18 protein-coding genes and 1 pseudogene are annotated in these 22,443 nt (G+C 73.4%); 4 read left to right on the top strand and 15 right to left on the bottom strand.

Going from position 1 to position 22,443, the window contains the following annotated elements; translation table 11 throughout:
• The 3 genes and pseudogenes from ABZ646_RS15505 to ABZ646_RS15495 form a co-directional block, all read left to right on the top strand.
• Positions 1-117: pseudogene (locus ABZ646_RS15505) on the top strand (amino acid ABC transporter permease); the annotation flags it as partial.
• Positions 114-887 (top strand): amino acid ABC transporter ATP-binding protein, encoded by a 774-nt coding sequence (locus tag ABZ646_RS15500; protein WP_360518288.1) that lies wholly within the window; start codon positions 114-116, stop codon positions 885-887. The pseudogene ABZ646_RS15505 and the gene ABZ646_RS15500, both read left to right, overlap by 4 nt.
• Positions 888-1,034: 147 nt before the next feature.
• Complete coding sequence (locus ABZ646_RS15495) at positions 1,035-2,126, top strand: amidohydrolase family protein (protein WP_360518285.1); 1,092 nt, start codon at positions 1,035-1,037, stop codon at positions 2,124-2,126.
• Positions 2,127-2,133: 7 nt separating this feature from the next.
• On the opposite strand, the gene ABZ646_RS15490 is transcribed toward ABZ646_RS15495, so the two are convergent.
• The 10 genes from ABZ646_RS15490 to cobM form a co-directional block, all read right to left on the bottom strand.
• Positions 2,134-4,557, bottom strand: coding sequence for an AAA family ATPase (locus tag ABZ646_RS15490; protein ID WP_360518282.1), 2,424 nt, complete (start codon positions 4,555-4,557; stop codon positions 2,134-2,136).
• Complete coding sequence (locus tag ABZ646_RS15485) at positions 4,541-5,803, bottom strand: TIR-like protein FxsC (protein WP_360518279.1); 1,263 nt, start codon at positions 5,801-5,803, stop codon at positions 4,541-4,543. The genes ABZ646_RS15490 and ABZ646_RS15485 overlap by 17 nt, the downstream gene beginning before the upstream one ends.
• 35 nt (positions 5,804-5,838) lie before the next feature.
• Positions 5,839-6,711, bottom strand: coding sequence for a macro domain-containing protein (locus ABZ646_RS15480; protein ID WP_360518276.1), 873 nt, complete (start codon positions 6,709-6,711; stop codon positions 5,839-5,841).
• A 4-nt stretch (positions 6,712-6,715) separates the two neighbouring features.
• Entirely contained in the window at positions 6,716-7,444 is a 729-nt protein-coding gene (locus ABZ646_RS15475; protein ID WP_360518273.1) for a TIR domain-containing protein, read from the bottom strand.
• A gap of 111 nt (positions 7,445-7,555) precedes the next feature.
• Positions 7,556-8,647, bottom strand: coding sequence for an Rv2231c family pyridoxal phosphate-dependent protein CobC (gene cobC, locus ABZ646_RS15470; RefSeq protein WP_360518270.1), 1,092 nt, complete (start codon positions 8,645-8,647; stop codon positions 7,556-7,558).
• Positions 8,622-9,548 carry a sirohydrochlorin chelatase gene (locus ABZ646_RS15465; RefSeq protein WP_360518267.1) on the bottom strand — a complete coding sequence of 309 codons (927 nt, stop codon included), beginning with the start codon at positions 9,546-9,548 and terminating at the stop codon, positions 8,622-8,624. The genes cobC and ABZ646_RS15465 overlap by 26 nt, the downstream gene beginning before the upstream one ends.
• Entirely contained in the window at positions 9,545-10,129 is a 585-nt protein-coding gene (locus tag ABZ646_RS15460; protein WP_360518264.1) for a precorrin-8X methylmutase, read from the bottom strand. The genes ABZ646_RS15465 and ABZ646_RS15460 overlap by 4 nt, the downstream gene beginning before the upstream one ends.
• On the bottom strand, positions 10,126-11,829 hold the full coding sequence (gene cobJ, locus ABZ646_RS15455) for a precorrin-3B C(17)-methyltransferase (RefSeq protein WP_360518261.1): 1,704 nt from the start codon (positions 11,827-11,829) through the stop codon (positions 10,126-10,128). The genes ABZ646_RS15460 and cobJ overlap by 4 nt, the downstream gene beginning before the upstream one ends.
• Complete coding sequence (gene cbiE, locus ABZ646_RS15450) at positions 11,826-13,199, bottom strand: precorrin-6y C5,15-methyltransferase (decarboxylating) subunit CbiE (RefSeq protein ID WP_360518258.1); 1,374 nt, start codon at positions 13,197-13,199, stop codon at positions 11,826-11,828. The genes cobJ and cbiE overlap by 4 nt, the downstream gene beginning before the upstream one ends.
• The gene (gene cobM / locus ABZ646_RS15445) at positions 13,196-14,089 is read right to left on the bottom strand and encodes a precorrin-4 C(11)-methyltransferase (protein ID WP_360518255.1); all 894 of its coding nucleotides are present in this window, start codon (positions 14,087-14,089) and stop codon (positions 13,196-13,198) included. The genes cbiE and cobM overlap by 4 nt, the downstream gene beginning before the upstream one ends.
• An 84-nt stretch (positions 14,090-14,173) precedes the next feature.
• Between cobM and ABZ646_RS15440 the strand changes: the two genes are divergently transcribed.
• Positions 14,174-14,905, top strand: a complete 732-nt coding sequence (locus tag ABZ646_RS15440; protein ID WP_360518252.1) for a ZIP family metal transporter — start codon at positions 14,174-14,176, stop codon at positions 14,903-14,905.
• Positions 14,906-14,916: 11 nt separating this feature from the next.
• Here the strand turns inward: ABZ646_RS15440 and cobI are convergent, their stop codons facing one another.
• The 5 genes from cobI to cobN all read right to left on the bottom strand — a co-directional run.
• Positions 14,917-15,648: a precorrin-2 C(20)-methyltransferase gene (gene cobI / locus ABZ646_RS15435; RefSeq protein WP_360518249.1), complete on the bottom strand. Its 732-nt coding sequence runs from the start codon at positions 15,646-15,648 to the stop codon at positions 14,917-14,919.
• Positions 15,645-17,030 (bottom strand): cobyrinate a,c-diamide synthase, encoded by a 1,386-nt coding sequence (locus tag ABZ646_RS15430; RefSeq protein WP_360518246.1) that lies wholly within the window; start codon positions 17,028-17,030, stop codon positions 15,645-15,647. The genes cobI and ABZ646_RS15430 overlap by 4 nt, the downstream gene beginning before the upstream one ends.
• Complete coding sequence (cobO, locus tag ABZ646_RS15425) at positions 17,030-17,629, bottom strand: cob(I)yrinic acid a,c-diamide adenosyltransferase (protein WP_360518243.1); 600 nt, start codon at positions 17,627-17,629, stop codon at positions 17,030-17,032. The genes ABZ646_RS15430 and cobO overlap by 1 nt, the downstream gene beginning before the upstream one ends.
• Entirely contained in the window at positions 17,629-19,629 is a 2,001-nt protein-coding gene (locus ABZ646_RS15420; RefSeq protein WP_360518240.1) for a putative cobaltochelatase, read from the bottom strand. Before ABZ646_RS15420 ends, cobO begins: the two co-directional genes overlap by 1 nt.
• A partial coding sequence (gene cobN, locus ABZ646_RS15415) for a cobaltochelatase subunit CobN (protein ID WP_360518237.1) occupies positions 19,626-22,443 on the bottom strand: 2,818 nt, incomplete at its 5' end. The genes ABZ646_RS15420 and cobN, both read right to left, overlap by 4 nt.

The following is a 22,443-nucleotide window of genomic DNA, read 5'->3' as shown; positions in this document are numbered from 1 at the left end:
ACGACCGCCAACTCCACGCCCATCCTCGTCGCCGGCCTGTGCTACCTGCTGGTCACGATCCCGCTCGGCTTCGTCGTGCGCCGCATGGAGGCCAAGGCGCAGGAGGCCGTGCGATGAGCCGACCCGAGATCGAGCTGAGAGGCCTGCACAAGTCCTTCGGCGACAACGAGGTGCTGCGCGGCATCGACCTGGAGATCGGCCGGGGTGAGGTCGTCTGCGTGATCGGCCCGTCCGGCTCCGGGAAGTCGACCCTGCTCCGGTGCGTCAACCTCCTCGAAGAGCCCACCGAGGGCCGGGTGTTCGTCGGCGGCACCGAGCTGACCGACCCCGACGTCGACATCGACGCCGTGCGCCGCCGGATCGGCATGGTCTTCCAGCAGTTCAACCTCTTCCCGCACCTCACCGTCACCGAGAACCTCACACTCCCGCAGCGCAGGGTGCTCCGCCGCGACAAGGCGCAGGCCGCGCGCGTCGCCGCCGAGAACCTCGCACGGGTCGGCCTGTCCGAGAAGGCCGACGCCTACCCGGCCTCCCTCTCCGGCGGCCAGCAGCAGCGTGTGGCCATCGCCCGCTCGCTGTCGATGGGCCCGGAGGTGATGCTCTTCGACGAGCCCACCTCGGCGCTCGACCCGGAGCTGGTCGGCGACGTCCTCGCGGTGATGCGGATGCTCGCGGACGAGGGCATGACGATGATGGTGGTCACCCACGAGATGACCTTCGCCCGCGAGGTCGCCGACCGGGTCGTCTTCATGGACGGCGGGGTGATCGTCGAGGACGGCACCCCCGACCGGGTCATCGGCGACCCGGCCCACGCCCGCACCCGCCACTTCCTGTCCCGGCTGCTCGACCCGGCCATGGCCCAGGTGGAGGAGGAGACCCCGGAGTAGGCGGCCGGGGCCGGCTGTCAGTGTGCTGTGCGAGGGTTCCGCCGTGAACGCACATCAACTGGCGGTCCTTCGACGCCCCCCGGGTGCACGGCGGCCGGCTGCTGAGCCGTGTCGGTGAGGGGCCCCCGTCGTCCTAGGCTGACCCCCATGAGCGATCAGGCGGTGCTGCACGTGAAGGGCCGGGTCCTCGCGGGGCCCGAGGACGTCCGCGACGAACTGTGGGTGGTGGGCGGCCGGGTCTCCTACGACCGTCCCGTCGGCGCCCGTGACATCAGGACCGTCGCGGGCTGGACGCTCCCCGGCCTGGTCGACGCCCACTGCCATGTCGGCCTCGGACCGCACGGCCCGGTCGACGCGGCGACCGCCGAGAAGCAGGCCCGCACCGACCGCGAGGCCGGCACCCTCCTCATCCGGGACGCCGGATCGCCCTCCGACACCCGCTGGGTCGACGACCGCGACGACCTCCCGAAGATCATCCGGGCCGGCCGGCACATCGCGCGCACCCGCCGCTACATAAGGAACTTCGCCCACGAGATCGAACCGGCCGACCTGGTCGCGTACGTCGCCCAGGAGGCCCGGCGCGGCGACGGCTGGGTCAAGCTGGTCGGCGACTGGATCGACCGCGACCTCGGCGACCTCGCCCCCAGCTGGCCGCGCGACGCGGTCGAGGCGGCCATCGCCGAGGCCCACCGGCTCGGCGCCCGGGTCACCGCGCACTGCTTCGCCGAGAACTCCCTCCAGGACCTCGTCGAGGCCGGCATCGACTGCGTCGAGCACGCGACGGGTCTGACGGAGGACCTCATCCCCCTCTTCGCCGCACGGGGCGTCGCGATCGTCCCGACCCTCGTCAACATCGCGACCTTCCCGCAGCTCGCGGCCGGCGGCGACGAGAAGTTCCCGCGCTGGTCGGCCCACATGCGCCGGCTCCACGAGCGCCGCTACGACACCGTGCGCAGCGCCTACGACGCCGGCATCCCGGTGTACGTCGGCACGGACGCCGGCGGCAGCCTCGCCCACGGCCTGGTGGCCGACGAGGTCGCCGAGCTGGTCACCGCCGGCATCCCGGCCGTCGACGCGCTCGCCGCGACCAGCTGGGCGGCCCGCGCCTGGCTCGGCAGGCCCGGTCTGGAGGAGGGCGCACCGGCGGACCTGGTGGTGTACGAGAGCGACCCGCGCGCCGACGTACGCGTCCTGGCGTCCCCCCGGCTGGTGGTGCTGAACGGGGCGGCGGTCGCCTGAGCGGACGTCAGGCGGACGTCGCGTGGAGGAGACTGTGCAGGTCGCGCCGGGCCGACTCCTGCTCCTCCGGGCTGAGGTCCGCGAGCACGACGGCCTGTACGAGCCGGTGCACCCTGAGTGTCTCCTTCCCGAGGCGGTCGACCTCCGCCAGGCAGAACCGCTCCAGCTCCGCGACGAGGTCTTCGAGCTGGGACCGCGCCCGCAGCGCGGGGTCGTGCCGGCGCAGCACCGCGAGGGCCTCGGCGCCGCACACGGTCCCCAACGACAGTTCCAGGGGCCAGAAACAGCAGCACAGCTGGAGCAGACGGCAGGCGGCGGGTGATCTCTTCCGCAGAGCGGTCTGCGCCATCCTCGTCGGCGCCTGGGCCGCCACCGACCTCGGGACGTCCGAACCGGGGGCAGGCCCGCCCAGGCCCAGCTCGCCGAGGCACTCGTCCACCGTGCCGCCGGTCGCGGCCAGCCACGCGCCGACCTGGTCGAGGGCGAGCGGGGGCAGCTCGCCGAGCGCCTTGGCGAGGTCGGTGGCCGAGAGGGCGCTCAGGTCCGGCGCCCGGCCCCGCAGCAGTTCCACCCGTCTGATCGGCGCGATGTGGTCCAGCACCACGGTGTGGGCCCGGCTCTCCCAAGCGGCGTCGCGCACCGTGAGCAGTACCCGGCCGGGCCCCGACGGCAGCAGTCCGGCCAGCTCCTCCGGGTCGGCGGCGTCGTCGTACACCAGGAGCCAGCGGGCATACGGCTGCCCGGCCTGAAGGTGGGACAGCACCTCGGCGGCCCCGTCCTCGGCACTGTCCCGCGGCGGCAGCCCCACGGCCGCGGCCAGCCGGGCCAGTGACTGCGTCGCGAGCCGGCGCTCCACCCCGCGCACCCACCACACCAGGTCGTAGTCGGCGCGGAACCGGTGCACGTACTCGACGGCCAGCTGGCGGCGGCCCATCCCCATCCCCGTGGCGCGCACGGCCACCCGGCGGCTGACCCCCAGGGCGTCGTGCACGGTGTCCAGCGGGACGTCCCGTCCGAGGAAGCGCGGGTTGCGCGGCGGCGCCTCAGCGACCGCGGGCAGATGGTTCGGGAAGCCGGGAGCGGTACCGTCCGGGGAGGCGGAATCCCTGGCGCCGACGGAGCGCAGCACGGCCGTCCGTGCCTGTTCCTCGTCGAGCCCGGTGAGTTCGACGGGGGCGAACCGCGCCAACGGCGGTGCCGACGCCGCCGAGTCGTCGATCCTCAGCAGCACGGGCGGGGGCGCGCCCTCGGCGGAGGGCCAGTCCACGCCCGAGCGCGGGGAGCCCAGGAACGCCGCCGACAGCAGGATCACCGTGCGTGGGGCGGCGCCGTCCTGCCGGCCGGCGTCGAAGGCCGAGGGGACCACCTGGAAACCGGCCTGCGTCAGCACGTGCCGCACCCAGTCGGCCCACATCCGGTCCTGGGGCACCGAGAGCAGCACGAGCGGTGTCGTCTCGGGAGCCAACGGACGCCGGAACGCCCCGAGGTGGTACTTGCGCAGACTCTCGTCGAGCTCGGGCAGCCGCGTCACCCGCCCACCGGTGATCGCCGCGGTCAGCCTCTCGTAGGCCGACAGCAGGCTGTCCGTCTCACCGGGCGGGTCCTTGAAGGTGGCCAGCACCTCCTCGTGCTCGTAGCCCGTGCGATGCGGGATGCGGTTCTCCTGCCAGTAGCGGTGGGCGGCGTCCGCGGACAGCCCGTGCGGCAGGCCCGCGAAACGCGCCCTGGCCATCGCCTGGCCCGCCGCGAAGGCCGCTCTGCGGGCCGTGTTGACCCGCATCGGCACGGGCAGGACGCGGATCTCCCGGCCCCCCGGCCTGCCCAGCACGTGCTGCGCGGTCAGCGCCGCGCCGTCGATGCTCTGGTCGTTGAGGGTGAAGCAGCTGACGAGGGTGTCCGGCAGCTCGCGGATGCAGATGTCGACCGCGCTGCCCATGCCGGACCGGCTGTCGATCAGCACGAAGTCGTAGTCGCGTTGCCAGCGTTCCCGCAGCGCCTCCAGGAAGCGGCCGTCGAGTTCGTTCCAGCGGAACGACTGGAGTGTCGCGTGGTAGTTGCGGTCCTGCCGACCGGCCGGGAGGCAGTTCAGCCAGCCAGGGCCCGGGAACGCCCACTTGACGGACATGGCGTGCTCGACGTCGGCCTGCCGCCGGTAGAAGCCCTCGTCCGGCAGACCACGGCGGCGTGCCGCGTCCGCGAAGTCGGCGAACAGGTCGATCAGGCCCGGGGTCGTACCGAGCGACCCCGGGGGCAGGAAGGGCTTGAAGTACCGAGGCAGTCCGCCCGGCGTCTCCAGGTCCCAGTCCACGGCCAGCACCCGGTGGCCGTTGGCAGCCAGGATCCAGGCCACGTTCGCCAGCGCCATGGTCCGGCCGACGCCGCCCTTGTACGAGTAGAAGGTGATGATCCTCCCGTCACGGTTCTCTGTCACCGGAGTCCTCCGGGGAGACGAGGGGAGCCGTGAGCCGGGGGCGGGGCCGCGGGTGCGGACCGGCGACGGGGGACTGCCGGGCGAACTCCGCGTACGCGTGCCGGACCAGCGGGCTGAGCGCGTCGGGGAACGACTCCTGGCTGCCGACCCCGGAGACGGACGCCCTGGACACCGCCCGGGTGAACCGGATGAGCTGCGGGATCACGTTCTCCAGTCGCGTGGGATCGGGCGCCCCCGGGGCGAGGGCGTCCGGATCCTCGCGGTTCCAGGGGATCATCACCCGGGTCCAGGGAGTGGCCCGCTTGTCGAACCACGACAGCTTGGCGCTCAGCTCCGGATCCAGCAGGGCCCAGGGATCCACCAGCAGCAGGGTGGGGCCGCGGGACGGACTGAAACCGCTCGACCGGTCGAGGGCCTCGTCCAGGGAGTACACCTCGACATGGAGCCCGAGGAGGCGGATCAGCTCCTCCGCGAACATGGCCAACGGCCTGCCGGCGAAGGGATGATAGGGGTTCCAGTCGACCTCCCGCGCGCCGTAGGCTCCTGCGTCGCGGCTGTCGGGGAGCTGGTCCTGCCGGGCGGCGGCGACCACGATACTGAGGGGCCGGAGCTCGCGGTGCCGGTCGAAAGCGCTCGGCAGCTCCTCGAACACCGGCGGCCGGGACGGGGGAAGCCGGCTCTCATGGGCCACCCGGACGATCCGCTCGGACAGTTCGAAGACGGCCTCGTCGTAGTCGTCCCGCAGCCGGCTGAGTTTGATCAGACCGTACAGCCCGTTGTTCTCGTAGCGCTGGTTGAACGAGGAGAAGTCGAGGTGCAGGCGCCGGGCGGAGTCCGGGAGCTGCTCGAAGTCGACGCGGGTCCACAGCGCCGGGACCATCCCCAGTGCGTCGCGGGCGCCGGCCGCCTTCGCCCGCACGACACGCTCGTTGAACGCGTACCACTCACGTCCGCACATCTCGTTGGAGAAGTAGCGCGGCGAGAGCAGCGGCACGAAGACCCGGCAGGTGGCGAGGCTCATGCTGAGCGCCTCGGACCAGCTCTCCCCGGTCCGCAGCGTCCGGTCCATGAAGCCCACCTGCGAGCCGGCGGGCAGATCGGTGAGGGCCATGATGTGCTCGCAGAGATCCCGGAAGAGCAGGTGCACCCAGTGGTCCGGGTCGCCGCCCTCGGAGCCCCAGGACGGGGTACGGGCGTAGCTCAGAAAGAAGTACGGCCCAGACCGGTCCGCCGGCGTCCCACGCATCCGCTCCCGCTTCCTCCTCCCACAGTGCCGTCGTCTCACAACGACCGCAGGAAGACCCCGAGTTCGAGCATGTCGATACGGTAGTAGTCCCGGGGGTGCACCACCACGGTCAAGGACCGGCACACCCCCCGCGCCCGGGCGTGCGCCACGAAGGACAGCAGGATCATCTTCAGCAGGCTCGCGTGGTCCATGTTGTTGATGCGCGCGAGATCCGACCCGGTGATGGGCATGGCGACCTCCTCGCGGTACCCGTGCAGGCGGATCGCCTCCCACAGCCGCGCGAGGCTGTTCCAGAGCTGTTCCGTGCTGCAACTGGTGGCCAGGTCGTTGTTCATCCGCCCGTAGGCCGCGCAGAAGTAGCTGCGCCCCGGGTCCTTGAGGACGGCGACCGTGCCCACGGGGTAGCGCACCAGTTTCCCTGTCCGCTTCGTCTCCCGCGTCTCCCGGCCCACCGGGGGCACCCCTGCGAGGGCGTCCTCCAGCAGGGCGTCGAGCAGGGCGACGTCACCCGAGTGCACCCGGTGCAGAAACTGTCCCTGGACACTGCGGCGGGCGACCAGGGCCTCGTCGGCGGTGTCGGTGTCGAACGTGTCCGTGAAACCGATGACCAGGTGACACCCGCGGTCGAAAAGGTCGCCCACCTCGACGGTCACGGTGAAGTCGGGATGGGTGAAGTCGCGGCTGACCCGGTCCCTGGGCCGGGCGAGCACGCTCGCCGCCAGGAACGCGAGCGCCGCGATCCCGACGAAGGCGGGCCAGCGGACCAGGGCGAGATCGGGCCAGAAGGCCAGCACGAGTTGGGCGGTACCGGCCAGCACGCCGAACTGGACGGCATAGGTACGTCCCAGCAGCGCGAGTCCGTGCCGGGTGCCGAACAACGTCCGCAGGCGCTCGCTCGGGCGGGCCACCGGGTCAGCTCCCGGATCCCGGTTCCGGTGCTGCCCCGGGCTGCTCCGCAGCGGCGAACAGGCCGTCGAAGAGCACCTTCGCGTGCTGTCTCGACTGCTCGGCCCGCAGACCGTCCACCGTGCGTTGCAACGCGGTGATGCGGTCGACCTGGTTGAGCAGGAGGGAGAGCATCTGGTTCTGGACCTCCTCGGCGGAGGGCCGCGGCGGGGGCGTGGCCGGCTGCTGCTCCTTCGCCTTCCGCGTGATCTCGTCGAGGCCGTCCCTCAGCTCCGGCCAGTACTTGGCGAAGAGGTCTTCCAGGCGTCTCTCGTCGGCCGGTGGATCACACAGCTTGTTGATGCTCTTGATCAGGCTCAGCACGTCCTCCTCGGTCTCCGCCGACGTGGCCTGGAACTGGGTGAGCGGGGTGCCCACCAGGTCCGCCACCGTGGTACCGAGCAGGAGGAGCGGGGCGAGTTTCGGCTTGCCCACTTCGCGGGAGAGCGCGCCGGCCTCGAAGTGGATCCACGGTTCGGTGCGGTTCTCCGGCGTGACACACACGATGCCGAACTGGGAGTCCCGCAACTGCGCTGCGATCGCGTCGTATCCGCGGTCGCCCTTGGCGATGTCCTTCGACGACACGAAGGGTTCGATGAGATGGTTGAAGTGCGGCAGCTTCTCGCGCAGCAGCAGGGCGCACTTCTGTGCCGGCACCCCGGACCAGCTCACGAAGACCTTGAACTTCTTCGGCATGGCGATCCCCCGTAAGACGCATGCAGCAGGACCAGATCGTAGCCACTCGCAGGGGCGACGGGTAAGCCGGTGACACCGGGACACCTCCCGGTCCACTGCATCGCAGGCGGTTCAGGCGCGTATCAACATCAGCGCCTGATCGAACGCCTGCAGGAACCGGTTCACGACCCCCCGGTCCCGTACGGCGATCCGCACCCACTCCTCGTCCAGCCCGGGAAACGTGTCCCCCCGCCGCACCGCGAACCCCAACGTCCGCAGTTGTCGGCGCACGGCGGCCGCCCCCGCCACCCGCACCAGCACGAACGGCCCCTCCGCGGGCTCCACCACCCGCACCCCCTCCGGCGCGAACTCCGCGAGCCCGGCCACCAGATGGGCCCGGTCCGCCGCGATCCGGTGCGCCGCGTGCGCCGCCTCCGCGAGCGCTCGCGGCGCCACACACGCCTCGGCCGCCGCCAGCGCGGGCGTCGACACCGGCCACAACGGCTGGACTCGCGCCAACTCGCCGATGATCTCCGGCGCGGCCAGCACGTAGCCGATCCGCAGCCCGGCCAGACCCCAGGTCTTCGTCAGACTCCGCAGCACCACGAGACCGGGCACGTCGGTCCGCCCGGCCAGCGCCTCCCGCTCACCCGGCACCGCGTCCATGAACGCCTCGTCGACCACCAACGTCCGCCCGGGCCGGGCGAGTCGCACGATCGCCTCGGCCGGATGCAGCACCGACGTGGGGTTGGTCGGGTTGCCGACCAGCACCAGGTCGGCGTCCTCCGGCACCGCCGCCGGATCCAGCCGGAAGCCGTCCGCCTCCCGCAGCAGCACCCGGTCCACGGTGTGCCCGGCGTCCCGCAGCGCCGCCTCCGGTTCGGTGAACTGCGGATGCACCACCACCGGCCGCCGCACCTTCAGCGCCCGCGCGAGCAGCACGAACGCCTCCGCCGCACCCGCCGTCAGCAGCACCCGCTCCACCGGCAGCCCGTGCCTCGCCGCCACCGCCGCCCGCGCCCGCCGCCCGTCGGGATACGCGGCGAGCGCGCCCAGCGACCCGGTGATCCGCTCCCGCAGCCAGACCGGGGGAGTACCGGAGCGCACGTTGACCGCGAGGTCGACGAGGGCGGAACCGTCGTCACGGACCTCCGCGTCGCCGTGGTGCCGCAGGTCGTGGCCGACTCCGGAACCGTCGTCAGTGCGCATGGGCATGCCCGTCATGGTGGTGGTGCCCGTGGCCGTGCGGGTGGCCCTCGTCGTCCGGGTGGAAGTGCGGCTGCTGCGGCAGGCCCACCTTGTCCTCGAAACCGGGCAGCGCGATCCGGTACACGCACGAGTCGCAGTTCATCCGCAGATCACCCGCGACCGCCTCCCGGTACCGTTCCATCACCAGGTCGAGCAGCTCCGGCTCGGGCCCGATGACATCCGCCGAACGCACCTCGACCTCCGGGTGCGCGTCCGCCCACCCCTCGGTCTGCTGCCGCACCCGGTCCGGCAGGATCCCGGTGAACAGAAAGTACGGCAGGACCACGATCCGGCGCGCCCCCAGTTTCAGACACCGGTCGAGCCCGCCGGGCACGTCCGGCGCGGCCAGCGACACGAACGCCGTCTCGACCCCGGCGTAGCCGCGCCCCTCCCACAGCAGCCGGGCCGCCTTGTGCACCTCGGCGTTGGCGTCGGGGTCGGTGGAACCCCGGCCCACCAGCAGCACGGTCACGTCGGCGCGGTCCTCGGCGGTCCGCGCCCCACCGCCCAGCACCTCGTCGAGGCGTCGTTCCAGCACGGCCAGCAGCGAGGGGTGCGGGCCCAGCGGGCGCCCGTACGTGTACGAGATCCCCGGGTGCCGCTCCTTCTCCCGGGCCAGCGCGGCCGGGATGTCGCCCTTGGCGTGGCCGGCGGAGACCAGCATCAGCGGTACGGCGGCGAACCGTCGTACCCCCCGCTCCACGAGTTCGGCGACGGCGTCGCCGAGCGGCGGCGGGGACAGTTCGATGAAGCCGCCGGCGACGGGCAGTTCGGGGTGGCGGCGGCCCAGCTCCCGTACGAAGTCACGGAACGCCTCGGCGCCGGCGTCGTCCCGGGTGCCATGGCCGGCGATGAGCAGGGCGGGCGGGGTGGTCACAGGGTCTCCTCGGAAGTGGGGTGGTACAGCAGGGCGTTGAGTGCGGCGGCGGCGACCGCCGAGCCGCCCTTCTCGGACACGTTGCTGACGGCGGGCAGCCCGCTGGCGCGCAACGCCGCCTTGGACTCGGTCGCGCCGACGAAACCGACGGGCAGCCCGATGACGAGCGCGGGGGAGGCGTCCAGCGTCAGCAACTCCTCCAGGGCGGTCGGCGCGTTGCCGATCACCCACAGGGCGCCGGGCCCGACCTGCTCGTAGGCGAGCCGGATCGCGTGCGCCGAACGGGTCAGCCCGGGACCGGACTCGGCGTCGCGCAGCCGGCACACGGTCTCGCGGCGGGTGATGCCGGCGGCGACCATTTCCACGTCCACGACGACCGGCGCCCCGGCGTGCAGCGCCGCGTGCGCCCTCACCAGGTCGTCCTCGTCGGTCACCAGGTCGGTCGCGTACTCCAGGTCGGCGGCGGAGTGGACGACCCGCTCCACCACCGCCCGGGTCAGCGGCGGGAAGTGCGAGGTGTCCAGGCGGGCCCGCAGCCGCCGGAAGGACTCCTGCTCGATGGGGTGGACGACTCGGTTCACGGGGCCTCCTCCTGGGAGCCTTCCTGCCAGCGGTAGCCGCGCGGGGTGACCATACGCCCGGCGATGTTCCGGGTCGCCGTGTTGCCCACGGTCACGACCGTCATCATGTCGACCCACGCCGGGTCGACGGCGCCCAGGGTGGTCAGCCGGCTCGACTCGTCGGGGCGCGAGGCGTTGCGTACGACACCGACCGGCGTCGTCGGGGCCCGGTGCCCGGCGAGGATCGCCAGCGCCTTGGGCAGCTGCCAGTCACGGCCCCTGGAGCGCGGGTTGTAGAAGGTCACCACGAGGTCCGCCGCGGCCGCCGCGCGCACCCGGCGCTCGATGACCTCCCACGGGGTGTGCAGGTCGGACAGGCTGATCGAGACATGGTCGTGGCCCAGCGGCGCACCCAGGACCGCCCCGGCCGCGAGCGCCGCGGTGACCCCCGGCACCCCGATCACGTCGATGTCGTCGGAGGCCTCGGCGAGCGCGGGGGAGGCCATGGCGTACACGCCCGCGTCCCCGCTGCCGATCAGCGCGACGGCGTGCCCGGCCCGCGCCTCGGCGACCGCCGTGCGCGCCCGCTCCTCCTCGGCCCCGAGCCCCGACTCCAGGATCCGGGTGCCGGGCCGCAGCAGGTCGCGGATCTGGTCGACGTACTGGTCGAGGCCGACCAGCACGGCGGCGCGCCGCAGTTCGGCCCTGGCCCGCGGGGTGAGCAGATCCCGGGCGCCGGGCCCGAGCCCGACCACCGCGAGCCGCCCGCGTGCGGGACGCCGTACGACGGCACAGGTCGCCATGGCGGGCCTGCCGTCCGCACGGACCGACTTCCGCTTGGGCACGAGGAGTTCACCCCCGCGCAGCAGCGCCGCGGCCTCGGCGACGGACGGGGTGCCGACGGCGGCGAGCGGCGCGTCGGAGGGGTTGGGCACCGTCACACCCGCCAGCTCCGCGGCGGAGTACGTCACCAGGGGCACCCCGAGCCGTGCGGCCGCCGCGACGATCCCCGGCTCCCCTGCCTTGGCGTCGACGGTGGCGACCTCGGCGACGCTGCGAGCGGACAGTCCCGCGTCCCGCAGCGCACCCTCGATCAGGGCGAGCACCTCGTCGGCCGGGGCGCCGCCGGAGGCGCCCACGCCGACGACCAGGGACGGCGGGCGCAACAGCACCTCGCGCTCCCCTGGTGCGACGGCACGGTCGGTCAGCCGGACGGTGTACGCGCCTTCCTCCGCCAGTGGCAGCGCGGGCAGCGGCCATGCCGACTCGGCGCGCAGCGCCACCGGCTCACCGTCGAGCAGGGCCCGCGACACGGCCGCCACCGAGCCCTCCACCGGGAAGCCGAGGGTGTCCAGGCCGGCCAGCCCGACGGAGTCGGTGGCCGTCGTCACCACCGGCTGCGCGGCCAGCAACTCGCCCACCTGTCCGGCGAGTTCGTTCGCACCGCCGCCATGGCCGCCGACCAGCGACACGGCGAACCGGCCGCCCTCGTCGACGCACACCACGCCCGGGTCGGTGGCCTTCCCGCCCAGCAGCGGGGCGATCAGCCGCACCACCGCACCCGTGGCCAGGAAACACACCAGCTGCTCGCACTCCGCGAACGCCGACCGGACGGCGTCCCCGACGGGACCCTCGTACACCCGAGTGCGGTCCGGCCATGCCGCGGCCAGCCGGTCGCGTGCCGCCGCCCCCGCCGCGGTGGCGGAAATGAGGCCGATCACTGAGCAACTCCTTCTTCAGATCCTTCAGAGACGGGGGTTCGCGTCCCCCACAGCAGGAACACGGGGTTGGTGGCCGCCAGCCGGGTCACCTCACCGGGCAGCGGCGCGAGGCGCGACGACTGCAGCAGCACCCCGTCGCAGGAGAACCCGGCGCCGGTCAGTGCGTCGCGTGCCGCCGGTACCCGGTCCAGGGCGGCCATCGCGACCACCACCGTCCGCCGGGCCCGCAGCGCGCACGCGGTGACGACCGCGGGCAGCTCGGACCCGCCCCCGCCGACGAACACGGCATCGGGGTCGGGCAGTTCGTCCAGCACCTCGGGCGCCGAGCCGTGCCGTACGTCCACGTGCACGCCGTGCGTCCGGGCGTTGGCGGCGATCCGCGCCACCCCGTCGGCCGCCTTCTCCACGGCCACGGCGGCGGCGCCCAGCCGCGCGCACTCCACGGCCACGGACCCGGAGCCCGCGCCGACGTCCCAGACCAGGTCGCCGAGCCGGGGCCCGAGCCGGGCCAGCGCCAGCGCCCGCACCTCGAACTTGGTGATCATCGAGTCGCGGTGCGCGAACTCGCCCTCCGCCAGGGCCCATCCGGCGGGCCCGGCGGCCGCCCCGGCCACCGTACGGACACCACCGAGCGCCCGCGTCCGGTCGAGACACAGCACCACGCTGACGTCCGTACCCCAGTCGCGGCCGGCGGCCTCGGCCGGCGTGACCCACTCCACCCGCTCCCGCGCGGAGCCGAGCGCCGACGCGACCACGAGGACACGCTCACCGGACACCGCCGCCCGGGCGGACACCGATGCCGACGCCTGGGCGGGCGCCGACGCGGGCTCCGACGCCGATGCCGACGCCGGGGCGGGTGCCGACGCGGACGCCGGGGCGGGTGCCGATGCCGTGCCGAAGGCGTGCCGCAGCGCTGCGCCCAGCTCCGCCGGACCCGCTCCCGGTCCCGTCAGGACCGCCACCTTCGGATGCGCCCGGCAGACGTTCACCGCAGTGCGCGCCTCCCGCCCGTGCGCGCTCACCACCACCGCGTCGTCCCAGGGCAACCCCACCCGCGCGAAGGCGGCGGCCACGGACGACACCCCGGCCCGTACGTCCAGCCGTTCCGCCCCGAAGCGCTCGGCCAGCACCCGCACGACCCCGAAGAACCCGGGGTCGCCGGAGGCCAGCACGAGCACCCGGCCGCCCTTGTCCAGGTGCCGCTCAATGGCGTCGAGGGCCGGCGCCAGCGGGCCGAGCACGACCCGCTCGGCCCCCTCCGGCAGCCGTACCGCGTCCAGATGCCGGCGCCCTCCGACGACCAGCCCGGCACCGGCCGCCACGTCCGGGGGAAGCGGCGCCCCCGTCCCCGTACCGACGACCGTGATCACGTACTCGCCCCGCGTTCACGCAGCGCCCGGCGGGCCTCGGGGTCGGCCTTGCGGAAGCCGTGGAAGTGGCCGGGGTGGTAGAGGTGCGAGCGGGTGCCGTGGGCGGCCAGCGCGGGTCCCACCAGGAAGAGCGTGTGCTTCCAGAGCTTGTGCTCCTTGACCGTCTCCTCCAGCGTCTCGATCGTGCACCGCACGACCAGCTCCTCCGGCCAGGTCGCCTGGTAGGCGACGACGACCGGCGTCGACGTCGGGTAGCCGCCCTCCAGCAGCTCCCGCACCAGCTGTCCGCTGCGCGCGGCGGACAGGAAGATCGCCATGGTGGTGCCGTGGCGGGCGAACTCCCGTACCTCCTCGCCCGGCGGCATCGGGGTCTTGCCGCCGCCGAGCCGGGTGAGCACGACGGACTGCGCGACCTCGGGAATGGTCAGCTCGCGCTGGGCCAGTGCGGCCACCGCCGAGAAGGAGGAGACACCCGGCACGATCTCGACCTCGACGCCGATCGCGGCACACCGGTCGACCTGCTCCTGGGTGCCGCCCCAGAGGGCCGGGTCCCCGGAGTGGATCCGGGCGACCCGCAGCCCCTCGGCACGGGCCCGCTCGTACACGGCGACGACGTCCTCCAGGGACATCGTCGCGGAGTCGAGGATCTCCGCGTCCTCGCGCGCGTGCTGGAGGACCTCCGCCTGGACCAGGCTGGCGGCCCAGATCACGACGTCGGCGTCGGCGATCGCGCGCGCGGCCCGGAACGTCAGCAGATCGGCGGCGCCGGGGCCGGCACCGACGAAGGTCACCTTGCCGGTGGGAACGTCGCCGACGGAAGCGTCGCCGAAGGCAGCGGCACCGAAGGCAGCGTCGTCGGAAGCAGCGGCAGAGGCGGCGGCATCGGCCATGGGAAATCGGTCCTCTCTGGACAAAAGGTGTTACTGGTGCTGCTGGATGTGCGCTGGGGCGGGTTGATCGGATAGCAAGGGCACATGGCGGTCTTCGTCGCGCTCGGCGCGTTCCTGATGACGCTGGCCGGCGGCTGGACGGCACAGCGTGTGACCGACCGTCGTCACCTGGTCCTGGGCCTGGCCGGCGGTCTGATGCTCGGGGTGGTCGGCCTCGACCTGCTGCCGGAGGCGCTGCGCGCGGCCGGCCGCGAGATCTTCGGGGTGCCGACCGCCCTGCTCCTGTTCGTGGCCGGTTTCCTCCTGGCCCATCTGGTGGAGCGCACCCTCGCCGCCCGCCAGGCCGCGCACGGCGGCGACGAGCACGACCACCACCGGGCGCCCGAGGTGGGCCTGACGGCGGCCGGCGCGATGGTCGGCCACAGCGCCATGGACGGCGTGGCGGTCGGGGCGGCCTTCCAGGTGGGCGGCGGCATGGGCGCGGCGGTCGCGATGGCCGTGATCGCGCACGACTTCGCGGACGGCTTCAACACGTTCACCATCACGAGCCTGTACGGCAACGCGCGCCGCCGGGCGATAGGCATGCTGATCGCGGACGCCTGCGCACCGGTCGTCGGCGCGCTGTCCACGATCTTCTTCCACATCCCGGAGGCCGTACTCGGCGGCTATCTGGGCCTCTTCGGCGGCGTCCTGCTCTACCTGGCCGCCGCCGAGATCCTGCCCGAGGCCCACCACGAACACCCGGCCCGTTCGACGCTGCTGTGCACGGTCGCGGGCGCGGCGTTCATCTGGCTGGTGGTGGGCATCTCCGGCTGACGCCGCGGCGCTCACAGCTTCCCGCCTCTCCCGGCGTCCCGGCGCGGCGGAGCGATCAGCGTGGAGAGGTACGGCAGCGGGGCGCCGTCGAGCTCGGCGGCCGGCCGGATGGACTCCTCGTCCAGGCCCAGCGCCGACCCCCACACGGCTTCGTCGACCCGCCCGGTCTCCCGCAGCGCCGCCAGGACCGCACCGGCCTGCCGCCCGAACTTGTACGCCACGACCGTCCCCGGCCCGCCCAGCGCCTCCTTCAGCACCTCGGCGCCCGCCGTCACCGGGACGAGCGTCAGCGGCTCGGTCCCCTCGGTGAGCACGGCACCGGAACGCGCGGCGAGATCCTGCATGGCGGTGATCCCGGGCACGGTCTCCACGACCACGTCCGGCACCAGAGCGGCGACGGTCTGCGCGAGGTAGGTGAACGTCGAATAGACATTCGGGTCGCCGATGGTGGCGAACGCGACGGAGCCGTGCGCGCGCAGCAATTCGGCGACCTTGGCGCCGGCCGCGTCCCAGGCGGCCTCCCGCCGTCCCCGGTCACTGCGCTCGTTCAGCGCGAAGACGACCCGGACGACCTTCTCCGCGCCGACGTAGTGCAGCACGGTCGCCTCGGCACGCCCCCGCTCCCCGCTGTCCATCACGGGTACGACGACGATCTCGGCCGCACGCAGGGCGTTGACCCCCTTGACGGTCACCAGCTCGGGGTCACCGGGACCCACCCCGACTCCGACCAGCCTGCTGCTCATGACGTCCGGCACCTCTCCACGAACCTACGGGCCACACCGGGCTCGGACGCCCAGTGCGTGTGCAGATAACTCGCGTGCACGCCCTGCTGTACAAAACCCTCGACCCGCGGCCGGGGGGTGCGCACGCCCCACGCGGGCGCCGCGCCGGCCCCCGGCTCGACCACGGTCCGGTGGAACTCGTGCCCCCGCATCCGCGTCCCGGCCACGGCCAGCACACTGTCGCCCACGGCGACGGCGTCCCGGTACCCGAGCGTGAGCCGCTCCGACATCCGCGCGCTCGCGTCCAGCACGCCGCACATGGGCAGCCCGTCGAGCTCCCGGCACAGGTACAGCAGCCCGGCGCACTCGGCGGCGACGGGGGCGCCGCGCTCGGCGAGGGCGGCGACGGCCTTCCGCAGCGGCTCGTTTGCGGACAACTCGGCGGCGTACACCTCGGGGAAACCGCCGCCGATGATCAACCCACGGGTTCCGTCGGGCAGTTGCTCGTCGCGCAGCGGATCGAAGACGACGGCTTCGGCTCCGGCGGCGGTGAGCAGCTCGGTGTGCTCGGCATAGGAGAAGGTGAAGGCCTCACCGCCGGCGACCGCGACGACGGGCGGTGCCTGCTCGACCGACCGAGACGGGCGGTCGTGGGTGGGCGAGGCCAGAACCCCAGCCGCGTCCCAGGCCGCACCCGGCAACGCACCCGCACCCCTCGCCAGCTCCATCAGCGCCCCCAGGTCACACCCGTCGGCGACCTGCGCGGCCATCGCCGCCACCGCCTCGACGGCGTCCCCCCGGCGCTCCGCCACCGGCACCAGCCCCAGATGCCGCGACGGCGTGTCCACCTGAGCCACCCGCCGCAGCGCCCCGAACACCGGCACCCCGGCAGCCTCCAGCGCCTCCCGCAGCAGCTCCTCGTGCCGGTCCGACGCCACCTTGTTCAGGATCACGCCCCCGACCCGCACCTCCGGATCCCACGACGCGAACCCGTGCACCAGCGCCGCCACCGACCGGGACTGCGAGGACGCGTCCACGACCAGCACCACCGGCGCCCGCAGCAGCTTCGCCACCTGAGCGGTGGACGCCAGCTCCCCTTCCCCCGCGGCCCCGTCGTACAGCCCCATCACACCCTCGACGACGGCCAGATCGCAGCCGCGCGCACCGTGCGCGAACAGCGGACCGACCAGCTCCGGCCCGCACAGGTACGCGTCGAGGTTCCGCCCCACCCGCCCGGTCGCGAGCGCGTGGTACCCGGGGTCGATGTAGTCCGGTCCGACCTTGTGCGGGGACACCGCGAGCCCCCGGGCGGCGAACGCGGCCATCAGCCCCGTGGCGACGGTGGTCTTGCCGCTGCCCGAAGAAGGCGCGGCGACGACCAGCCGGGGCACGGACGAGGACATCACCACTCGATGCCCCTCTGACCCTTCTGCCCCGCGTCCATCGGGTGCTTGACCTTGGACATGTCGGTGACGAGATCCGCCAGGTCGACGAGCTTCTCGGGTGCGTTCCGCCCGGTGATCACGACATGCTGGGTCCCGGGCCGGTTCCGCAGCACCTCGACCACCTCGTCGGTGTCCACCCACCCCCAGTGCATCGGGTACGCGAACTCGTCCAGCACGTACAGCCGGTACGTCTCGGCGGAGAGGTCCCGCTTGACCTGCTCCCAGCCCTCCCGGGCCTTCTCCTCGTTGTCCATCTGCGCGTCGCGCTGGACCCAGGACCAGCCCTCGCCCATCTTGTGCCAGGCGACGGTCCCGCCCTCGCCGGAGGCGCCCAGCACCCGCAGCGCGTTCTCCTCGCCGACCTTCCACTTCGCCGACTTGACGAACTGGAACACCCCGATCGGCCACCCCTGGTTCCAGGCCCGCAGCGCGAGCCCGAACGCGGCGGTGGACTTGCCCTTGCCGACGCCCGTGTGCACCACGACCAGCGGCCGGTTGCGACGCTGACGGGTCGTCAGCCCGTCGTCCGGTACGACGCTCGGCTGTCCCTGCGGCATTACGCGGCCCTCCTCTGCACGTCCTTCACCAGTCCGGCGATCGAGTCCGCCCGCAACTCGTCGAGCGTCACCGCCGTGCCGCCCAGTTCACCGGCGAGCTGCCCGGCGAGCCCCAGCCGCACCGGCCCCGACTCGCAGTCCACGACCACCGACGCCACCTGGTCGGCCGCGAACAGCCGGGCCGCCCGCCCGGCGAGCGCGACCGGTTCCGGACCACCGGTGGCCCGCCCGTCCGTCACCACGACCACCAGCGCCCGCCGCGCCGGGTCCCGCAACCGCTCCACCCGCAGCACGTCGTGCGCCTTGAGCAGCCCGGCCGCGAGCGGCGTACGCCCCCCGGTGGGCAGCGACTCCAGCCGGGCCGCCGCCGCGTCCACCGACGAGGTCGGCGGCAGTGCGACATCGGCCGTCGAGCCCCGGAAGGTCACCAGTCCCACCTTGTCCCGGCGCTGGTAGGCGTCGAGGAGCAGCGAAAGGACGGCACCTTTGACCGCGCTCATCCGCTGCCGGGCCGCCATCGACCCGGACGCGTCGACCACGAAGAGCACGAGGTTGCCCTCGCGGCCCTCCCTGGCCGCCTGCCGCAGATCGTCCCGCCGGACCACGAGCCCGGGCCCTGACCGGCCACGGGCCCGCTGGTGCGGGGCGGCGGCCTGCACGGTCGCCGCCAGGTGCAGCTTGGTCAGGGTGCCCCGCGGCCGACGCGCCCCGGTGGTCCGCCCGTGCTCGGTCCGGGCCCGGGACCGCCGCCCGGCGGCCCCCTCGCCGATCCCCGGCACGCTCAGCACCTTGGCGCGAAAGGGCTCGGCGGCCCGTACGGGAGCCTGCTCGGCCGAGCCGCCGGAGGCCTCCTGCGGTTCGCCGCCCTCCCCGGCCTCGGGCCGTGCGCCCGCGCCACCGTCACCCTGCGGACCCTGGTCCGGCGCCGGCTGTCCGCCACCGCCGCCGGGACCGTCCGGGTCCGGGTCGTCGTCGCTCTCGTCCTGCCCGGAGAACTCCTCCAGCGTCTCGTCCAGCTTGTCCTCGTCGAGGCCCGGAGCGTCGAAGGGGTTGCGGCGCCTGCGGTGCGGCAGCGCCAGCAGCGCGGCCTGCCGAACGTCCTCGGCCAGCACCACGGTCCGCCCGGCCCACGCGGCGAGCGCGGTGGCGGTCCGCGCCATCACGATGTCGGCGCGCATGCCGTCGACCTCGAAGGCTGCACAGGTCGCCGCTATCTGCCGCAGTGCCCCGTCGCCGAGCCGTACCGACGGCAGCAACTCCCGTGCCGCCACGATCCGTTGCCGGACGGCCGCCTCCTCGTCGGACCAACGCGCCGTGAAACCGGCCGGGTCGTCGTCGTAGGCGAGCCGCCGCCGGACCACCTCCACCCGCTGGTCGGGCTCGCGGGAGGCGGCCACTTCCACCGTGAGCCCGAACCGGTCGAGCAACTGCGGGCGCAACTCGCCCTCTTCGGGGTTCATGGTGCCGACCAGCAGGAACCTGGCCGCGTGCCGCACCGAGACGCCCTCGCGCTCCACGTACGACGCGCCCATCGCCGCCGCGTCCAGCAGCAGGTCGACCAGGTGGTCGTGGAGGAGGTTCACCTCGTCGACGTAGAGGATCCCGCGGTGCGCGTCGGCCAGCAGGCCCGGCTCGAAGGCCTTCACGCCCTCGGCGAGCGCCCGCTCGATGTCGAGTGCGCCCACCAGCCGGTCCTCGGAGGCACCCACCGGCAGTTCGACCATGCGCGCCGGACGGGACTCGAACGCGCCGGGCGGGTGGTGCGGACCGTCCGGGCAGGCCGGGTCGGGCGCGGCCGGGTCGCAGGAGAAACGGCAGCCGGCGACGACGTCCACGGTCGGCAGCAGCGCCGAGAGGGCGCGTACCGCAGTCGACTTGGCGGTGCCCTTCTCGCCGCGCACCAGCACGCCGCCGACCGCCGGGGAGACGGCGTTCAGCAGCAGCGCGAGCCGCAGGTCGTCCTGGCCGACGACGGCCGTGAACGGGAACGGGGTACTCACTTCTCGTCGCCTTCCAAGTCGCCTTCCAGCTCCAGATAGGTGGCGCGCAGCCGCTCCAGGGTGTCCGCGTCCGGCTCGGCCCACAGACCCCGGTCGGCGGCCTCCAGGAGCCGTTCGGTGATCCCGCGCAGCGCCCACGGGTTGGACTTCTTCATGAAGTCCCGGTTCTCCGCGTCGAAGACGTACTCCGCGCTGAGCTTCTCGTACATCCAGTCGTCGACCACACCCGCCGTGGCGTCGTAACCGAACAGGTAGTCGACGGTCGCCGCCATCTCGAAGGCGCCCTTGTAGCCGTGCCGGCGCATGGCCGCCATCCAGCGGGGGTTGACCACCCGGGCCCGGAAGACACGATGCGTCTCCTCGCCGAGCGTGCGGGTCCGCACCTGGTCCGGCGTGGCCGAATCACCGACGTACGCCTCGGGGTTGGCGCCGGTCAGATGGCGGACCATCGCGACCATGCCGCCGTGGTACTGGAAGTAGTCGTCGGCGTCCACCAGGTCGTGCTCGCGGGTGTCGACGTTCTTCGCGGCGACGGCGATCCGCCGGAACGCCGTCTCCATGTCCCCGCGTGCCGCCCGGCCGTCGAGCCCGCGGCCGTAGGCGTAGCCGCCCCAGACCGCGTACACCTCGGCGAGGTCCGCGTCGGAGCGCCAGTTGCGGGCGTCGATCAGCGGCAGCAGACCGGCGCCGTACGCGCCCGGCTTGGAGCCGAAGACCCGGGCGGTCGCCCGCCGCCGGTCGCCGTGCTCGGCGGTGTCCTCGTCGGCGTGCGCCTTCACGTAGTTGGACCCGGCGGGCTCGTCCAGCTCGGCCACCGCCCGCACCGCGTCGTCGATCAGCCCGACCACGTGCGGGAACGCGTCCCGGAAGAAGCCCGAGATCCGGACCGTGACGTCGATGCGCGGCCGGCCCAGCTCGGTGAGCGGGACCACCTCGAAGCCGGTCACCCGCCGGGAGGCCTCGTCCCACACCGGACGGCAGCCCAGCAGCGCCAGGATCTCCGCGATGTCGTCACCCTGGGTGCGCATCGCGGACGTCCCCCACACCGTCAGGCCGACCGACTTCGGGTACTCACCGGTGTCGGCCAGGTACCGCTGCACGAGCGAGTCCGCCAGCGACTGGCCCACCTCCCAGCTCAGCCGGGACGGAATGGCCTTGGGGTCGACCGAGTAGAAGTTCCGGCCCGTCGGCAGCACGTTGACCAGGCCGCGGGTGGGGGAGCCGGACGGGCCCGCCGGGACGTAACCGCCGTCCAGGGCGCGCAGGATGTGCCCGATCTCGTCCGTCGTCCGCGCCAGCCGCGGCACGACCTCGGTGCACGCGAACTCCAGCACCGCGACGGCGTCCGGCAGTTCGGTGCCCAGCACCTCCCGAACCAGCGGACGGCTCTGTGCCACCGCCCAGTCCCGCTGCTCCATGCCCTCCGCGACCCGGCGGCACAGCTGCTCCAGCAGGTCGATCGCGTCGGCCGCGGTACGCGAGGGACCCTCGACGAGCTCCGTCAGCTCCACCGGCACCTTCACCGGCGCGCCCGGCTCGGCCAGCAACTCCTTCTCGCTCAGCCCGAAGTGGGCCGCGAAGGACGCCCTGAGCCCCGGCAGCGCGTTCGCCTGTCCGCCCCACACCTGCGAGGCGCGCAGCACGGCCAGCACCAGGTTCACCCGCGGCTCGCCCACCGGCCCGCCGCCCAGGATGTGCAGCCCGTCGCGGATCTGCACGTCCTTGATCTCGCACAGATAGCCGTCGATGTGCATGACGAACGAGTCGAAGTCGTCGTCCTCCGGCTGCTCGTCCACATGCAGGTCGTGGTGGAGCTCGGCCGCCTTGACCAGCGTCCAGATCTGCGCCCGCACGGCCGGCGCCTTCGCCGGGTCCAGGTCGGAGACCAGCGCGTACTCGTCGAGCAGCTGCTCCAGCTTGGCCAGGTCGCCGTAGGTGTCGGCACGGGCCATCGGCGGCACCAGGTGGTCGACGACGGTGGCGTGGCCGCGCCGCTTGGCCTGGGTGCCCTCGCCGGGGTCGTTGACGATGAACGGGTAGATCAGCGGCAGGTCGCCGAGGACCGCGTCCGGCGCGCAGCCGGCGCTCAGCCCGAGACCCTTGCCGGGCAGCCACTCCATGGTGCCGTGCTTGCCCATGTGCACGATCGCGTCGGCGCCGAAACTGTTCTCCAGCCACCGGTAGGCCGCCATGTAGTGGTGCGACGGCGGCATGTCCGGGTCGTGGTAGATCGCGATCGGGTTCTCCCCGAAGCCGCGCGGCGGCTGGATCATCACGACCACGTTCCCGAACCGCAGGGACGCGAGCACGATGTCGTCGCCGTCGACGTAGAGGTGGCCCGGCGGCTCGCCCCACGCCTCGGTCATCGCGTCCCGCAGCTCCGGGTCGAGCTTCGCGAACCACGCCCGGTAGTCCGCCAGCGGCACCCGTGCCGGCGCGGCGGCCAGCTGCTCCTCGGTCAGCCACTCCACGTCGTGCCCGCCGGCCGCGATCAGCCGGTGGATCAACTCGTCGCCCTCGGACGGGTGTTCGCTGACGCCGTACCCGGCGTCCCGGAGCGCGTCCAGCACCCGCACCGCCGACGCGGGCGTGTCCAGGCCGACCGCGTTGCCGACCCGCGAGTGCTTGGTCGGGTACGCGGTGAAGACCAGCGCCACCTTCTTCTCGGCGTTCGGCTTGTGCCGGAGCACCGCGTGCCGCACGGCGATCCCGGCGACGCGCCCGGCCCGCTCCGGGTCGGCGACATAGACCGGGACGTCGTCAGGGCCCTGCTCCTTGAAGGAGAACGGCACGGTGATCAGCCGGCCGTCGAAC

Source organism: Streptomyces sp. NPDC007162 (assembly GCF_040634175.1).
Classification (GTDB): Bacteria; Actinomycetota; Actinomycetes; order Streptomycetales; family Streptomycetaceae; genus Streptomyces.
This window is presented reverse-complemented; position numbering and strand designations above follow the sequence as displayed.

Bases quoted from the DNA above. Each gene is read 5' to 3' on its own strand.
- ABZ646_RS15500 (WP_360518288.1), top strand. From the start codon at position 114: ATGAGCCGACCCGAGATCGAGCTGAGAGGCCTGCACAAGTCCTTCGGC.
- ABZ646_RS15495 (WP_360518285.1), top strand. From the start codon at position 1,035: ATGAGCGATCAGGCGGTGCTGCACGTGAAGGGCCGGGTCCTCGCGGGG.
- ABZ646_RS15485 (WP_360518279.1), bottom strand. From the start codon at position 5,803: ATGCGTGGGACGCCGGCGGACCGGTCTGGGCCGTACTTCTTTCTGAGC.
- ABZ646_RS15475 (WP_360518273.1), bottom strand. From the start codon at position 7,444: ATGCCGAAGAAGTTCAAGGTCTTCGTGAGCTGGTCCGGGGTGCCGGCA.
- cobC (WP_360518270.1), bottom strand. From the start codon at position 8,647: ATGACGGGCATGCCCATGCGCACTGACGACGGTTCCGGAGTCGGCCAC.
- cobM (WP_360518255.1), bottom strand. From the start codon at position 14,089: ATGGCCGATGCCGCCGCCTCTGCCGCTGCTTCCGACGACGCTGCCTTC.
- ABZ646_RS15440 (WP_360518252.1), top strand. From the start codon at position 14,174: ATGGCGGTCTTCGTCGCGCTCGGCGCGTTCCTGATGACGCTGGCCGGC.
- cobI (WP_360518249.1), bottom strand. From the start codon at position 15,648: ATGAGCAGCAGGCTGGTCGGAGTCGGGGTGGGTCCCGGTGACCCCGAG.
- ABZ646_RS15430 (WP_360518246.1), bottom strand. From the start codon at position 17,030: ATGTCCTCGTCCGTGCCCCGGCTGGTCGTCGCCGCGCCTTCTTCGGGC.
- cobO (WP_360518243.1), bottom strand. From the start codon at position 17,629: ATGCCGCAGGGACAGCCGAGCGTCGTACCGGACGACGGGCTGACGACC.